This is a genomic window from Actinomadura verrucosospora, assembly GCF_039540335.1.
Classification (GTDB): Bacteria; Actinomycetota; Actinomycetes; order Streptosporangiales; family Streptosporangiaceae; genus Spirillospora; species Spirillospora verrucosospora.
Genome location: NZ_BAABEV010000020.1, coordinates 110,454 through 126,263 on the forward strand (window position 1 = coordinate 110,454; position 15,810 = coordinate 126,263).

The following is a 15,810-nucleotide window of genomic DNA, read 5'->3' on the forward strand; positions in this document are numbered from 1 at the left end:
TGGCCGTGCGCGGCGGAACGCGTGAAGCCGGGGCTTGGCGGAGGGTCGGCCGAACCGCCGGCAACACCGTTGCGGAACGATGGGCCCGGACGCGGAAATCCTTCATGTCCAGGGGCCCGCGCGCGGCCGGGACGTAATCCGCGCGCCCTTCCGTCCCGGGGTCGGCGTGCCGCGCGTCCGACTCTGGATAGCTAGTAATTAGTATAGTAAATTGACGCCGATCGGCGATCCCGCCTGCGGAAACACGGGGGACAAGCCCATGGTCGGCATTGAACCGTTCTCGAAACTGCGCCGAAGGTTGATCGTTCTCATCGCGCTGGCGGCGGCGGCCGCCTGCCTGGTCGCGTTCCAGCCCGTGGCAGGGGCGGACGCCGGAGCCGGCGACGTGGTCGTCAGCACCTCCAGCGTCAAGGGGCGCGACGGCACCACCTACACCGTCACGAACCACATCGTCCGGACGAACGGCCAGGGCCACCGGAAGGAATGGCTGCTGGTCTGGACGGGCGACGCGAGCGTCCCGGGCGGCCCGGTGGGCGCCGCGGGCCACGCCGCCCACCGGAAGTCCGACGTCGAGGGCTCGGCCGACCCCGACTTCCTCGCCGTGATCGACGCGACGAAGGGCTCCCGCGACTACGGCAAGGTCGTCAACACCGCGACCATCGGCCCGCTGCTGCAGAACGAGCCGCACCACATGCAGTACGTGTGGCACAAGGGCGACAAGGTCTACGCCGGCGGGCTGCTCAGCGACACGACCTACGTGTTCGACGTCGCGAGGCTTCCCCAGATCAAGCTCAGCGGCGTCGTCACCGCGACGGACACCCCCTGCGGCACGGCCCCGGACGCCTTCACGACCCTGAAGGACGGCACCGTCTACGGCGCCTACATGGGCGGTCCCAACGTCCCCGGGCCGTGCACGTACACGCACGGTGAGGTCAGGACGGGCAACGGCGCGGCCGGCACCCCGGGCGAGGTGCTCCGGATCGACCAGAGCGGCCGGGTGCGGGTCGAGTACCCGGCGGCGACGGAGGCCGCCGAGCCCGACACCTGCCACAGCATCCCGCAGGTGGACCCGCCGACCTGCGCGAACCCGCACGGCATCCGGGTGCGCGAGGACCTGAACCGGCTGGTCACCAGCGACTTCGCCGAGGTGCGGAGCCTGATGCTGATCCCGTCCGCCGACTTCTACATCGCCCGCGACACCGTGCGGATCTACGACATCGCGCAACGCGACCGGCCCAGGCTGCTGTCGGTCTCCCACCTGCCGGACGGCCCGCGCAAGGAACCGTTCCTCATCGAGGAGGAGCCGCGCGTGGTGATGGAGACGGCGCTCACCAACGAGCGCCACCACCGGGGCGGGTTCGTCTCGACGATGGGCGGGGCGTCCATCTACTACACCCCCGACATCACCGACCCGAAGCCGACGTGGCGCGAGGTCTTCGACGACACGACCGCCTTCACCAGGCTCGCCCCCGAGCTGGACAACCGCGTCGGCATGGACGGCGGCTCCTGGCTGCAGACCAGCGCGGACGACCGCTACCTGTACCACGTCGTCATGCGCCGGGGCGACGAGTCGTCCGGCGGCAAGGACACCGGCATGGTGTACGTGCTGGACATCCGCAAGCTCGTCGGCGCGGGCAAGCAGGCGCGGTGCAACATCGACACCATGGAGGAGGTCACGCGCGGCGGCGCCGAGCCCGACTGCCCGTCCCTGGTGAGCGTCCTGCCCGTCGAGGACCCGACGACCGGCGGCCCGCACTGGGCGGCGCTGGACAACTTCCGGCAGGGGCCCGGCGGCTACTACCAGGAGACGCGGCAGCCGACGCGGCTCGTCATGGCGAACTACTTCGTCGCCGCGTCGCCGTTCGACGGAGACCACCGCGTCTGCATGGTGAACATCTCCCCGCGGCAGCAGCTCTCCATCGACCGCGGCTTCAAGGACGAGAACACCGGCCGCCCGTGCGTGGAGTTCAACCGGGCCGCGTGGCCGCACGGCGAGACCGGCGACGCCCGGCCGCACGGCGTCCTGTTCGCGGTCTCCGATGACGACGTCCGCTGACGTCCGGCGGGTGGCGGCGGGGACGGCGGCGCTGCTGCCGCTCCTCGCCTCCCCGGCGTGGGCGGACGGCGGCCACGGCGGGCACGGCGCGGTGCCGGACGGCGGCTGGGCGACCACGGCGATCCGTGTCGTCGCGCTGCTCGCGACCGCCGTCGTGGCGGGCGCCGCGCTGCTCCGGCCGCGCGTCGGCCCGCCGTCCCGCCGCGTCACGGTGCTGGTCTCGGTCGTCGCGGCCGTGGCCGCGGTCGGATGCCTGGTGGCCGTGGACCGGGTGCTCGTGGCCCTGGCGCTCGGCGCGGTGGCGCTCGCGACGCCCCGCGCGCTCCGGCACCCCCGGCGCTCCGTCGCGTCGGGCGCGGTGCTGGCCGCCGCGCTCGCGGTGCTCACCGTGGGCGGGTCGCTCACGGTCGTCCGGGACCGGGTCGCCCCCGGCGTTCCGCTGTTGCGCGAGGTCGACCTGGCCGGGGAGCGCCTGCCGATCCTGGTGACTCCGCAGCGTCCGGGCTGGAACCTCGTCCACACCGGCGACCGGCCGGTCTCGGTGGGGACGTCCCGCGGCCCGGCGGGCGCCACGGCGCGCATGCCGGGCGCGCCGGGTACGTGGCGGCAGGTGTGGCTCCCGCCCGGCCGCAGCCGGATCCGCCTGACATCCGGCGGCCGGACGACCTCCCTCGCGGTCGACACCGGGCAGGGCCCGGCCGCGTCGCCGCGACTCCGCACGGACGGCCCGGAATGCGCGAGCGCCGCCCTCGGCGTCCTCGTCGCGGGCGGCGACACGGCCGTGCCGTGCCCCGCCGACCGGCTCGACGCCGCCGACGCCGCGGCCCTCCGCGCGACGGTCGGGTTCCTCGCCGGCCGCGGCGTGCGTTCCGTCCACCTGGTCGGGGACGGGTCGCCCCGGTCGCGGGCCGCGGCGCTGGTCGTCCGGGAGGCGAGCGCGCGGGCCGGGCTGACGGTCACGGCCGCGGGCGCGGACCGTCCGGTCATCCTCGTCCCGGGCTGGTCGAGCGCGGACGCGGTCCTCCGCCGGATGGCGCGGGGAACCCTGCGCGGCCAGGGCGCCTACCTGGCGCCCTGGCTGCTCAGCGCGCCGCTGCTGGCCATCCCGGCCGCCCAGATGCTCCCGCTGCGCTTCTCTCCGCGCGACCCGGACCCGCTCCGCTACGCCGCCGAGCTGAGGGCCCGCTTCCCGGACGAGACGCCCACCGCCGCCGGCTACCGGGCCTGGCGCGGCCCCGAGGGAACGGACGGCCCGCCCCGCCTGTACGCGGCGTCGCTCGTCACGTTCATGCCGTCGAGAGCCCCCGCGCAACACGCGCACACCGGCACCAGCTGGCTCCCCGGCGGCACCATCACCGTCGCCACCGGCCCCCTGACCTAGCTAGTGGGCGTGCGGGCCCCCGGTCATCCGCGGCTTGCCCGGCGGTACCAGCCAGAGGGACACGACGGCGGCGGCCGCCGCGGCGACGGCGAACACGGTGAACGCGGTGGTGAAGCCGTCGATGGAAGGGACGTCCGCGAGGCCCGCCGCGGCGACGGTGGACGCCACCGCCACGCCGATCGCCGCGCCCAGTTCGTGGAAGGTGTTGACCACGCCGGAGGCGAGGCCGGCCTCCGAGCGCTCGACGTGGGCCAGGGCGGAGGCGCTCGCCGCGACGAACACCGGCCCCACGCCCGCGGCCGCGATCACCAGGCCCGGGAGCAGCTCCAGGCCGACTCCGCCGTCCGCCGGCAGGCCGGTCAGCAGGCCGGCGCCGGCGGCGACCAGGGCCAGGCCCGCCGCGGCGACCGGACGAGTGCCGGCGGAACCCACGAGCCGTCCGCCGACATGCGCTCCGACGCCGGTCCCGAGCGCGGCGGGCAGGAACAGCAGGCCCGTCTCCAGAGCGCTGATGCCGCGCGCGTGCTGCAGGTACTGGGAGCCGAGGAAGAACAGGGAGATGAGCAGCCCGGAGGCGACGAGCATGAGGAAGGCTCCGGCGGCCACGGGACGGCGGGCCAGCATGGTCACGTGCATCAGCGGGGTCCTCGCCGCGCGCTCGATCCAGCCGAAGGCGCCGTACAGCAGGACGGCGGCGGCCAGCGGGACGAGGGTGCCGGAGCCGGACCAGCCGTCGTCGCCGGCGTTGGTCATCCCGTAGATGAACGCGGCCGTCGCGGCGGTGACCGTGCCGGCGCCGAGCAGGTCGAGCCGCTGCCCGGAGGGACGGCCGGAGCGGCCGCGCACCACCGCCGGCAGCGTGCCCAGCAGGACGAGCCCGACGGGGACGTTGACGAAGAACACCCAGCGCCAGCCGGGGCCGGCGGTGAGGACGCCGCCCAGCAGCACGCCCGCGGCGAAGCCGGCTCCTCCGAGCGCACCCCAGATGCCGAGGGCCTTGTGGCGTTCGGGGCCGTGGAAGGTGGTGGCGACGGTGGACAGCGCCGCCGGGGACAGCAGCGCCGCGCCGACGCCCTGCGCGATCCGGCCGCCGAGCAGCAGCGTCCCGCTCTGGGCGAGGCCGGTGGCGAGGGAGGCGGCGGTGAAGACGGCCAGGCCGGCCAGCATCATGCGCCGGGCGCCGAAGGCGTCGGCGAGCCGTCCGCCGAGCAGCATCAGGCCTCCGAAGAACAGCGTGTAGGCCGTGACCGCCCACGTCAGGCCGGTGCGGGTGAGCTCCAGGTCGGCGCCGATGTCGGGGAGCGCCACGTTCACCACCGTGACGTCCAGGATCAGCATGAACTGCGCCACGCTGATCAGCGCGAGCGCCGTCCAGCGGCGCGGATCCGGTGGCGCCGCGGTGTGGTCGCGGGTGGACGAACCGTGAGCCATGAGGGGCCTCCCAGCCCGGCGGACACCGGGGCGTCGCCGATAAACCGAACATTAGTGTTCGGGTTAACGTATAGCGGCGCGAGGCATAAAGTGAACAGCGGCGTTCGACTTGACGTAGGGTGTCGGCCATGGGAGGCAGGACGGGCGGCCGAGCGAAGGCGGAACCGGAGACCGGCGGACGTCGCCGCGCGGACGCCGAACGCAACAGCGCCGCCATCATCACGGCCGCGACGGACCTGTTCGCCCGCGAGCCGGACGCGAGCATGACCGACATCGCCCGCGCCGCCGGCGTTGGCCGGGTCACCCTCTACGCGCACTACCCGTCCAGGGAGGACGTCATCCGGGCCGTCCTCCGGCGGGCGATCGACCAGAGCACGGAGACCATCGAGGCCGCGCGGAGCACCGGGTCGCCCGCCGACGCCTTCGCCCACCTCATCCGCACGACCTGGCCGCTCATCGGCCGTTTCGGCCGCCTGTACAACGCCGCGCGCCGGACACTCCCGGCCGAGGAGGTCCGGCGACTGCACGACCCGCCGATGGCGCACGTCCGCGAGCTGATCGTCCAGGGGAGGGACGCCGGGGACTTCCGCGCCGACCTTCCCGTGGAATGGCTCGTCAGCACCGTCTACGCGCTGCTGCACGCCGCGATGGAAGAGGTCTCCGCGCAGCGCTTCGACCGGGTCGAGGCCGGCGAGGCCCTCGTGCGCACCCTGCTGGGCGCCCTGGGCGCCGACCCGGGGGACGCCGCCGGCAGGTAGTCAGACGCGGATGAAGTCGTAGGTGAGCGTGTTCACCTTGGCGCCGTGGCCTATCGCCGCCCAGTCGTCCCCGAGCCCTTGCAGCCAGCCGGGGAAGCGGCCGAGGCGACGGCCCGTGGCCGCGTCGTAGACGAGGACGAACGGGTGGTCGCCCTCGGCTCCGCTGACGGCGACGCGCCGCTGCGTGACGGCGGTCTCCCAGCTGGCGGACGTCCCCGGCAGGCCGGGATCGGGGGCCTTCCACAGGACGCGGCCGGTGGCGAAGTCCAGCAGCGAGAGGGCGCCGGCGTCCGCGTGCTCGCGGACCAGGAGCGCGTGCCCGTCGCCGTCGATCGGGACGCCCGGGGCCTCGCCGCGCCAGACCGTCCGTCCCGAGGCGAGATCGAAGACCTGCGGCCTGCCGGTGTCGGTGGACGCGGCGATCCGGCGCCCCTCGCCGATCAGGTCGAGGCCGGTGCTGGACGGCGCGAGCCGCTTCCCGCACTCGCCGCCCGCGTCGCGACCCGCGTAGACCTTCCTCGTCCATGCGCGGTGAGCGGTCGCCGCGTCGGTCGCCGAGACGGTGACCGTGCAGTTCTCGTCGCCGGACGGCGGGTCGTGGTCCGTGCTGATCAGCGTCCGTCCGACCACCACCGAGTACCAGCCGCTCCCGTCGGCGCTCTTCCCTCCCGGCGGGGGCAGGGGCCGGTCGTCGCCGCGGCGGGAGGCGAAGATCTGATCGGTGTCCGGGACGAGCGGCCGCCGCACCCCGACCGCCGTGTCGGCCAACCGGACGTCGTCGCTCCCGAGCCTCCAGCGGACCTTCCCGGTGCGCAGATCCCTCCGGGTGATCTCGCAGTCGGCCCCCTCGCGGCAGGCGGTGGTGAGGACGGCGTCCCGCGTGACCCGCGCCTTCGTGACCGGGCCGTCCTGCCAGAGCGTTCCGCCGCTCGCCGGGTCGATGACGCTGAACCGGACCAGGTCGTCCGTGGAGCTCTTCCGCCGCTGGACGATCAGGTCGCCTGCCACGTCGACCTCGTCGTCCTCGCCGGAGGGCACCCGCCACAGCTCCCGGCCGGACCCGGGGTCGACGCCGAGCACCGCCCGGTCGTTGGCGATCACCGCGACCCGCCCGACGACCGCCGTGGTGTTCTCGCCGGTCGGCACGGACAGCGACCAGGCCGCGGGCGGGCCCTCGCGCGACGGAAGGTCCGGCGAGGCACTGGAGCAGCCGGCCCCCGCCGCGGACACCAGGAGCACGAGAGCGGCACCGAGCCGGGAGCGGATCATCCCGACATCATCCCGGCCCGGCCCTCCGCCCGCCATCGGCCCCCGGATCTTCTTGCGGCCGAGTATTGAACGTGTTCAAATGAGTGGGGCTCGTGTCGCGAGGCGGGGGAGAGCAGATGAGAATCGTGATGCCCGGCGGGACCGGGCAGGTGGGCGCGGTCCTGAACCGTGCGCTGTCCGCCGCCGGCCATGACGTCGTGGTCCTGACCAGGCGCCCGGCGCACGCCCACGAGGTCGGCTGGGACGGCGAGACGCTCGGCCCCTGGACCGAGGCGATCGACGGTAGCGACGTCGTGATCAACCTCGCCGGGCGCAGCGTGAGCTGCCGTTACACGCCGGCCACCCTTCAGGCGATGATGGATTCACGGGTGCGCTCCACCCGGGTGGTCGGCGCGGCGATCGCCGGGGCCGCGAAGCCTCCCTCGGTCTGGCTCCAGATGAGCACCGCCACCGTCTACGCCCACCGCTTCGACGCGCCCAACGACGAGGCGACCGGCATGATCGGCGGCACCGAGCCCGGCGTCCCCGGCTACTGGGCCTACAGCGTGAGGATCGCCAAGGAGTGGGAGCGGGCGCAGCGGCAGGCCGAGACGCCGTCCACCCGCAAGGTCGCCCTGCGTACCGCCATGGTGATGAGCCCCGATCGCGGCGGGGTCTTCGACTACCTGCTCTGGCTGGCCAGGCTCGGCCTCGGCGGCCCGGTCGCGGGCGGTGCGCAGTACGTGTCCTGGATCCACGACCGGGATTTCGTCCGCGCGGTGGAGTTCCTGATCGCCAGGGACGACATCGCCGGCCCGGTGAACCTCGCCGCCCCCGGCCCCCTGCCGCAGCGCTCCGTGATGCGGACACTGCGCACCGCGTGGGGAGTCCCGGTAGGCCTGCCCGCAACGAGATGGATGGCCGAACTAGGAGCGCTCGCCCTGCGCACGGACACCGAACTCCTCCTGAAAAGCCGCCGCGTAGTCCCCGGCCGCCTCCTCGAATCAGGCTTCACCTTCGACCACCCCCACTGGCGAACAGCCGCCGAAGACCTAGTGCAACGCGTACGCGACTCGCGGTAACCGCCGCCCGGCAATGCCGCCGTGGAGATACCTGAGGTCAGGGATGTTCGGGGGTGGGTGCCGGCGGCAGGGTTGGGGCGTTCGTTCCGGACGGCGCCCTTGAGGCGTTCTGCCGGGCGGGCGGACTTCAGGGGGAGTCCGTTGTGATCGGCGGCGGCCGGGCGGGCGGGTGTGGGAACCCGGTCTTTCTCGTGGCGAGGCTCCCCTGCGCATGTGAGGGGGCCACAGTTGGGCAGGACCGCTTCCACGACGCCGTTCGTACTGTTCGGGCCGATGGTCCGGCGGGTCGACCGGACGAGCGTCACCGTCGTCGTCGGCGTGCGGGAACGCTGCCAGGCGACGCTCAAGGTGTTCCCGGTCGGGGACGGGCCGGAGTACCCGAGGGGCGCGCCGGAGATGTCGGCCGCGGCGCCGACGGTCCGGTTAGGAGAGTCCCTCCACGTCGTGGCGGTGACGGTGCAGGGCACCCTGGCCGAGGGGCGGCTGTACGGCTACGACCTCGACTTCGGCGGCGACCGGGGGAGCCTGTTCGCCGCGGGCGTCGTGCACGCCGACCCGGCCGAGGCGGCGCGGGCGCTCACCTACCCGGGCGGTCCCGGTTACCCGACCTTCCCGACGCCGCCGGACGATCCGAACGACCTGCGCGTCTTCCACGGGTCGTGCCGCAAGCCCCACGGCGAGGGGTACGACCTGCTGCCGTCGCTCGACCACGTCGTGCGCGTGAACGTCGGGGACCCGCGCCTGCGGCCCCAGCAGATGATCATGACCGGGGACCAGATCTACGCCGACGACGTGGCGGACCCGCTGCTGGTGATGATCCAGCAGGTCACCGCGCGGCTGGGGATGGCCGCCGAGACCCTGCCGGCGGACGGCGGCCCGGCCGACACGGCGCTGCGTCCCGGGCTGCGCGCCGACGTTGTGCACGGGCAGGCGCACTTCACCTCCGGCCACTGCGACAGCCACCTGATGTCGTTCCGCGAGTACGCCGGGATGTACCTGCTGGTCTGGTCGGACGTGCTCTGGGACGAGACCGTCCCGAGGTTCGAGGACGTCTTCCCCGAGGACACCGCGGTCCTGAAGGACCCGGCGCGGCGCAGGCCCGGCGAGGACGTCCACAGCCTGATCGTGCGGGGGCTGCCGTACCGGCCGTTCAAGCACCAGAAGGCGATCGCCGAACGGTTCGTCCGGTGGCGGGAGGCCGCGCCGCGGCTGGAGGAGTTCCGCGAGGGGCTCGGCCTGGTCCGCCGGGCGCTGGCCCACACCCCGACGTACATGATCTTCGATGACCACGACGTCTCCGACGACTGGAACATCGGCACCGACTGGATCACCAGGGCCGTCATCGCCGACGGGCTCGGCCGGCGGATGGTGCGCAACGCGCTGGCCGCCTACTCGGTGTTCCAGGGGTGGGGCAACACGCCCGACCGGTTCGCGGACGGGCGGCCGGGCCGGGCGGTGCTCGGGGCCCTGGAGCGGTGGCTGGCCGCGCCCGGCGCCGCGGACGACGCGGCGCTGCGCACCGCCCTCGGGCTGCCCCTGGAGCTGAAGTACGGCGTCCAGGTGAAGCCGCCCGCGGCGGACATGCTGGCGTACCACTACACGATCACGTGGCCGCGGTACCAGCTCGTCGTCCTGGACACCCGGACCTGGCGCCGGTACTTCGGCCAGCGGGGCGTGCTGCTGTACGACGACGGCCCGATGGAGGCGATGCTGGCCGCGGAGCCGCCGCTCGGCGACGACGCGGTGACGATCGTGGCGCAGCCGACCGCGTTCCTCGGGGTGCCGGTCGTCGAGCAGATCGTGCAGCCGCTCGCCAAGGCCGTCGGCGGCCGGTACCAGGCCGACGCGGAGGACGCCTGGTTCCACGACGACGCGTCGATGCACAAGACGATCGGCCGGCTCTGCGCCGCGGCGCCGCCCGGCGAGGACGGGGTGCGGCGGCGCCGCCTCGTCCTGCTCGGAGGGGACGTCCACTACGGCTTCGCGGAGCGGACGCGGTTCTCGGCGGTGCTCCCGTACGCCTGCGGCCCCGACCGGAGCAAGCCGTTCGAGGGGGAGAACCGGACCGAGGCGGTGCTGGCCACGTTCGTGGCGAGCGCGCTGCGCAACCAGGACTTCAAGACCACGCTGCTCAACTGGACGGGGTTCGAGGTCGGCGACGACGTCCCGCACCTCCACTACGTCGGCTGGGCCGCCGAGGACCGCGGCGGGGCGCGCCGGCAGGTGGGCGTCGAGGTGCCGCTGACGGGCGGCGACCCGGTCGGCTGGTCGGTGCAGGGCAAGCCGTCGGTGGGGGAGCTGACCCCGGGACGGATGTTGACCGTCAAGCCCGAATGGCGGCTGGCCTCCCGGTTCGTCCGGCACGTGGAGGACGATCCGCGGCGGCCCACCGGGACGCCGGTCCCGGTGGGCGACCCGATCGGCAGGACCGGGCCGGAGGCGCTGGCCGAGTACCTGGCGGCGTCCCGCGACTTCGACGGCTACCTCGGCGACTGGGGCAGCGGCAAGGAGATCGTCGGCTACTGCAACCTCGGGGAGCTGCGCTTCTCGTGGGGGGACGGGGAGGCCAAGAAGGCCACGCAGATCCTCTGGTGGCATCTCGACGACCGGCCGGAGCCGGGCCCGCTGACGACGTTCGAGGTCGGCATGGAGTTCGGTCCGTCCCTCACCGAGGACATCCCCTACGGCTTCGTGCTGCGGGAGTACGACCACGACGCGCGCGGCGGCGGCGAGGCCGTCTACGACGGGCTGCGCCGCCCCGCCTCCGTCTCCGCCGGGACGGCCGTGGAGCGGCTGCAGAAGGACCTGGCCGAACTCGGCTTCGGGGCCCCGCCGCCCCGCTACGGGACCTACGACACCGACACCGTCCGCATGGTGCGGGAGTTCCAGACCTACGCGCGGCGCGCCCGCGCGGCCCGCGACACGGGCGTCGCCGCCGTCCGCTACTCCGACCGCCTGGAGCCGGTGGACGTGCCGGACGCCGACCGGTACGTCGGCCCGGCGAGCGGGGTCGCCGACCTGCCCACCCAGCTCGCGATCGCGAGGTGCAAGCGGAACCGGTGGCGCTGCCCGGTGGTGGTCGAGGGCTGGCGGACGGCCGGGACGACCCTGGTCGAGCTGGTCGACGCCAACGTGTGGGGGGCGGGGCAGGCCTCGGCGTCCACCACCCTGTTCGCGCGGGACGTCGCCGGCGCCGCCGTCGGCCCGGCGCCGCCCGGCCATCCGGAGCTGACGCCGCTCGGCGCGGTCGCCGTCGACCCGTCCTATCCGGAGGGGGCGGGGCCGGTGGCGCCGGGACGTTCGGAGCTGCTGCCCGAGCACCTGCTGCCGCGGCTGCCGGACGGGCCGTCCGGGCCGACGCTGCCGCAGCTCGTCGCCGGCCGGTCCGACGAGCACGTGGCGAAGCAGCTGTCGACGTTCAAGGTGCTGCGGGGCGTCGCCGAGGCGACGGCCGGGGCCTGGTTCGACGCCGTCACCGCCAACGACGCCGCGCTGCTGCGCCTCGGGCCGTTCGGCTGGGCGGGCGACGGACCGTTCCCGCCCACCACGACCGTGCGGCAGCAGCGGGAGTGGTCGGGGGAGCTGTGGGCCTACCTGGCCTTCCTGCGCGCCACCGACCGCGACGCCTTCGACTCGCTGACGGGCGGCGGCGGGCTCGTCCCGCTGCCCGGCTGGGGGGCCGACGGCGCCGGGCTGCTCGACACGGGGCTGCGGGTGCCGAGGTCGCGCCCGACGCTCACCGGGGAGAACGGCAGGCCGGGCGCGCCGCTGACCCACGCGTTCACGCTGGGCGTGTTCCGCGACTGGCACTGGATCCACCGGTTCGTCACCGCGACCCGGACGGACGCCGCGGTCCGCCGCGGTTTCTGGAAGGCGGCCCGGCAGCGGCTGCACGACCTGCTCGCCGCGCCGTGGGACGGCCCGGCGGCGCCCTCGACCGTGCAGTACGTGCGCGGCGCCGACGGCAACCCGCGCCCGGCGCGGGTGGGGGATCTGTTCACCTCCGAGCGGGCGGCGGGGATGCTCGGCTGCGCGCACCTGCTCGAACCCGGGTTCGTCCTGTCGGCGGCCGACCCGGGCGCGGCCGAGCCGCCCGAGAGCCGGTTCGCGGGACGGGCCGCGACGCCCCTGCACCAGGTGCTGGAGGCCGCGAAGGCGACCGGCCCGGACTTCTCCGGTCCGGCCCACGACTGGACCGACGACCACGAGACCGCGCTGATCGCCGCGCTGGCGCGGGCGACGGCGACGCGCGCCGCGCTCGCGGCACCGGTCGATTCGGTGCGGAACTGGCCCTCCTGGCCCACCGGAACCCCCTACACCCTGCCGATCGAAGCACTGCCTCCCGCCGAGCGGAACCTGTCCGGACTGCGCCGCTCCCTGCGCCTGGACACCGACGATCTGCCCAGGAGGCAGCCGTGACGGACAAGACGGACCCGGCAGCGGACAGCGCCACGGCGGTGTCCGGGGACCCCGAGCGCGGCGTCCTCGCCCAGATCCTCACCGAGTTCGCCCTCTTCGTGGAGCCGGCGCGGTCGGCGGCCGACCCGTGGCGGCGCAACCATCTGCTGCGCGCGCTGGGCTGGGACCTGGGCCCGCTGATCGGCTACGACTCGCAGGCCTTCCAGGAGTGGGCGGACGGGATCGACCGCGCGGTCAAGGACATGGCCGAGGCCGCCGCCGAACTGCCGCGCGACTCGCTCGGCGGGCTGATCAAGGCGTTCCAGAAGCTCGGCGAGGCCGCCGGGCCGCTGAAGGCCCTGCCGCCCAAGGTCGGCGGCGAGGTGCCGGACGCGCTGTTCGACGCCATGCTCGGGGACCTGCTGAACCATCTCCCGGCCGCCTACCTCGCGCGCCGCGCCCGCTGGACGCTGCCGGCCGCCGTGCTGCTGGGGATCGTGACCCCGGCGGCGGACCAGGCCGAGCCCGGTCCGCCGATGCCGCCCGGGGACAACCCGATCCGGCTGCCGCGGCGCCGGACCGAGGTCCACCCGGACCGGCTGATCGACCTGCTGTCCGATCCCGGCGCGTACTTCCGGGCGCTGTACGTGCCGGACGGACTGGACACGCCGGAGGCGGTCGACCGGGCCGCGGCCCGCATCCTCCCCAGGGCGGCGGAGCTGCTGCGCGGTCTCGGCCTGGACGCCGCCTGCGGCGTCCGGCCCGGCGTCGGCCCCGACCTCGGGCCGGACGGCGCGCGGCTCGCCGGGCACCTGCTGTCGGTGCGCGCCCGGATCCCGGACGCGGACGGCGGGGACGAGGTGGAGCTCGGGGCGAGCTTCGGCCTCGGCCTCATCGACGGAAGGCCGGCCCTGGTCGTCGTCCCGCGGCTGGCGGCGCACGTGGCGGGCCGGGCCGGCGGCTGGAACGTCAGCGGCGACCTGGAGGTGTCCGCCGAAGCGTTCGCGTTCGGTCCGGGCGGTGTCACGGTGGCGGGCGCGGACCCGGCGGTGCGGGTCGCGGCGGAGGTGGCGCGGATCTCGGCGCCCGACGGCCCGGCCTGGGTGGTGGGCGCGCCCGACGGCGTGCACCTGGCGGTCGGCGAGCTGGTGCTCGCCCTGCGCGCCGCGCTCGGCGCCGGGCGCGACGACATCGAGGTCGGCGTGCGGGCCGGCCGGGCGGAGGTCGTGCTCGCGGGCGGCGACGGCGACGGCTTCGTCAAGCGGGTCCTGCCGCACGAGAAGGTGTCGATCCCGTTCGAGCTCGGGGTGGCGTGGTCGCACCGCGCCGGCCTGCACCTCACCGGGGCCGCCGGCCTGGTCGCGGAGTTCCCGGTGCACGGCACCGTGCTCGGGGTGAGCCCGGAGCTCGTCCGGATCGGCGTCGACGCGTCCCTCGCGGACGAGGCGGTCTCCGCGTGGGCGACCGCCACCGTCTCGGTGCGGCTGGGCCGGCTCACCGCGGTGGTCGAGGACGTCGGCGTCGCCGCCGACCTCACCTTCCCCGCCGACGGCGGCAACCTCGGCCGCGCGAACCTGGCGCCGCGCTTCAAGGCGCCGTCCGGCCTCGGGCTCCACCTGCTGCTCGGCGTGGTGGACGGCGGCGGCTACCTGTCCATCGACGAGCCGCGCGGCATGTACTCGGGCGCGTTCCAGTTCGGGATGGCGAGCAGCATCGCGCCTGGTTCGAGCGGGTTCCGCCTCCAGGCGGTCGCCGTCCTCAACACGAAGACCGCGGACGGGAGGCCGCTCACCGGGCGGGACGGGGGCGAGAGCTACTCGCTGCTGGTGTCCGGGTCGTTCCAGTGGCGCCCCGGCCTGGTGCTGCCGGCCGGCATCACCCTCACCGGGCTCGGCGCCGTCCTCGGCCTCAACCGCCGCGCCAACCTGGAGGAGCTGCGCAACGCGACCCGCTCGCGGAGCCTGGACGCGGTGCTGTTCCCGGCGGATCCGGTGGGCAACGCCCCGGCGGTCGTCGCCACGCTCGGGCGGATGTTCCCGCCCGACCCGACGGGCACCCTCGTCGGGATCACGGCCCGGCTGGAGTGGCTGGCCGGCGTCGTCCGCGCCGACCTCGGCATCATGATCGAGTTCCCGGAGCCGATCCGGCTGATCGTGCTGGGCCGGCTGCTGATCAACTTCCAGGAGGCGGGGAAGTTCCAGCTCGACGTGGTCGGCACGCTCGACCCCGACGTGGGGGAGGTGTCCCTCGACGGCAGCCTCGTCGACTCCAAGCTGTTCGGCCGCCCGGTCAGCGGCGACATGGCGCTGCGGCTGCGGTGGAAGGGCGAGAAGAACTTCGCCGTGTCCATCGGCGGCTTCCACCCGGCCTTTCCCCCGCCCGTGGGCTTCCCGGAGCTGAAGCGCTTCTCGATCAACTTCAACAAGAGCAACGACCTGCTGCGCGTCGAGGCGTATCTCGCCGTCACGAGCAACAGCGTCCAGTTCGGCGGGGCGCTCAACCTGCACTTCGAGTTCTGGGAACTGCGCGTCGACGGCCGCGCCTGGCTGGACGCGGCCATCCAGTTCAAACCGTTCTGGGTGACGGCCGAGCTGGGCGCGACGGTGTCGGTGAAGTGGGGCGACCGGACCCTGCTCGCCCTCACCCTCCTCATCGGGATCAGCGGTCCCGGCCCCTGGCGGGCGCACGGCGAGGTCAGCGTCCACCTCCTCTGCTGGGAGATCAGCAAGCGCTTCGACAAGGAGCTCGGCGACCCGGCCGAGAAGGAGCGGGAGGCGTTCGTCGACGCGGCCCTCCTGCTGCTGGAGACGCTCAAGCAGCCGGCGACCTGGGACGTCACGACCCCGGACACCGGCGGGGAGATGGCCGCGCTCACCGCTCCCGAGACGACCGCGGGGCAGATCGCGATGCACCCGGGCACCGTCCTCGGCGTCCGGCAGAACCTGCTGCCGCTCGGCGTGGACCTGGACCGCATCGGCACCAGCCGCGTCCAGGGCGCCCGCCGCTTCGACGTCACCTCGTTCACCCTCGGCGGGGAGCCCGGCGACCTCGGCGACCCGATCCACGACTACTACGCGCCGGGCCAGTTCTTCGACCTGACGATGCCGGAGATGGTCGAGCGGCCGCAGTCCGAGCGCCGCGAGGCGGGCCGCAGGCTCGTGGCCCGGCCCGGGACGGCCCTCCCGGACGCCGCGCTGACCGTGTTCGCCGCGGCGGGCGGCGACGAGTCCTACGACCGGATCGTCATCGACGACCCGGACGCGGCGGGCCGTCCCCTGCCCGAGGCCGCCGCCCTCCGCGACGGCGCCGGGCGCTCCGCGGCGCGCGACGGCGCCCTGCTCGCCGCGCTCGCCGGGAACGGTCCCGCCGCGAACGCCCGGACGCGGAGCACCGGTTCCGCCCGCTTCGCCGCGCGGCCGCTCGCCGCCCGGATCGACCACTCGGAGGTGTCCTGAC

The 15,810-nt window shown here is 74.6% G+C and carries 8 protein-coding genes; 6 read left to right on the forward strand and 2 right to left on the reverse strand.

Going from position 1 to position 15,810, the window contains the following annotated elements:
• Positions 1 to 298 precede the first annotated feature (298 nt).
• Together ABD944_RS22275 and ABD944_RS22280 are read left to right on the forward strand one after the other, a co-directional pair.
• Entirely contained in the window at positions 299 to 2,056 is a 1,758-nt protein-coding gene (locus ABD944_RS22275; protein ID WP_345179397.1) for a hypothetical protein, read from the forward strand.
• Positions 2,040 to 3,437 carry a hypothetical protein gene (locus ABD944_RS22280; protein WP_345179398.1) on the forward strand — a complete coding sequence of 466 codons (1,398 nt, stop codon included), beginning with the start codon at positions 2,040 to 2,042 and terminating at the stop codon, positions 3,435 to 3,437. The genes ABD944_RS22275 and ABD944_RS22280 overlap by 17 nt, the downstream gene beginning before the upstream one ends.
• On the opposite strand, the gene ABD944_RS22285 is transcribed toward ABD944_RS22280, so the two are convergent.
• Positions 3,438 to 4,868: an MFS transporter gene (locus ABD944_RS22285; RefSeq protein WP_345179400.1), complete on the reverse strand. Its 1,431-nt coding sequence runs from the start codon at positions 4,866 to 4,868 to the stop codon at positions 3,438 to 3,440.
• Between the two features lie 128 nt (positions 4,869 to 4,996).
• On the opposite strand from ABD944_RS22285, the gene ABD944_RS22290 reads away from it, so the two are divergent.
• Complete coding sequence (locus ABD944_RS22290) at positions 4,997 to 5,626, forward strand: TetR/AcrR family transcriptional regulator (RefSeq protein WP_345179401.1); 630 nt, start codon at positions 4,997 to 4,999, stop codon at positions 5,624 to 5,626.
• On the opposite strand, the gene ABD944_RS22295 is transcribed toward ABD944_RS22290, so the two are convergent.
• Positions 5,627 to 6,895, reverse strand: coding sequence for an outer membrane protein assembly factor BamB family protein (locus tag ABD944_RS22295; RefSeq protein WP_345179402.1), 1,269 nt, complete (start codon positions 6,893 to 6,895; stop codon positions 5,627 to 5,629).
• A gap of 116 nt (positions 6,896 to 7,011) precedes the next feature.
• On the opposite strand from ABD944_RS22295, the gene ABD944_RS22300 reads away from it, so the two are divergent.
• The 3 genes from ABD944_RS22300 (at position 7,012) to ABD944_RS22310 (ending at position 15,809) form a co-directional block, all read left to right on the forward strand.
• Positions 7,012 to 7,956 carry a TIGR01777 family oxidoreductase gene (locus ABD944_RS22300; RefSeq protein WP_345179404.1) on the forward strand — a complete coding sequence of 315 codons (945 nt, stop codon included), beginning with the start codon at positions 7,012 to 7,014 and terminating at the stop codon, positions 7,954 to 7,956.
• A 228-nt stretch (positions 7,957 to 8,184) separates the two neighbouring features.
• The gene (locus ABD944_RS22305) at positions 8,185 to 12,375 is read left to right on the forward strand and encodes a peptidoglycan-binding protein (protein WP_345179405.1); all 4,191 of its coding nucleotides are present in this window, start codon (positions 8,185 to 8,187) and stop codon (positions 12,373 to 12,375) included.
• Positions 12,372 to 15,809, forward strand: a complete 3,438-nt coding sequence (locus ABD944_RS22310) for a DUF6603 domain-containing protein (RefSeq protein ID WP_345179406.1) — start codon at positions 12,372 to 12,374, stop codon at positions 15,807 to 15,809. Before ABD944_RS22305 ends, ABD944_RS22310 begins: the two co-directional genes overlap by 4 nt.
• Position 15,810 lies beyond the last annotated feature (1 nt).

Excerpts from the sequence above, each read along its gene's own strand:
- ABD944_RS22295 (WP_345179402.1), bottom strand. The coding sequence starts at position 6,895 with ATGATCCGCTCCCGGCTCGGTGCCGCTCTCGTGCTCCTGGTGTCCGCG.
- ABD944_RS22280 (WP_345179398.1), top strand. The coding sequence starts at position 2,040 with ATGACGACGTCCGCTGACGTCCGGCGGGTGGCGGCGGGGACGGCGGCG.
- ABD944_RS22285 (WP_345179400.1), bottom strand. The coding sequence starts at position 4,868 with ATGGCTCACGGTTCGTCCACCCGCGACCACACCGCGGCGCCACCGGAT.
- ABD944_RS22300 (WP_345179404.1), top strand. The coding sequence starts at position 7,012 with ATGAGAATCGTGATGCCCGGCGGGACCGGGCAGGTGGGCGCGGTCCTG.
- ABD944_RS22290 (WP_345179401.1), top strand. The coding sequence starts at position 4,997 with ATGGGAGGCAGGACGGGCGGCCGAGCGAAGGCGGAACCGGAGACCGGC.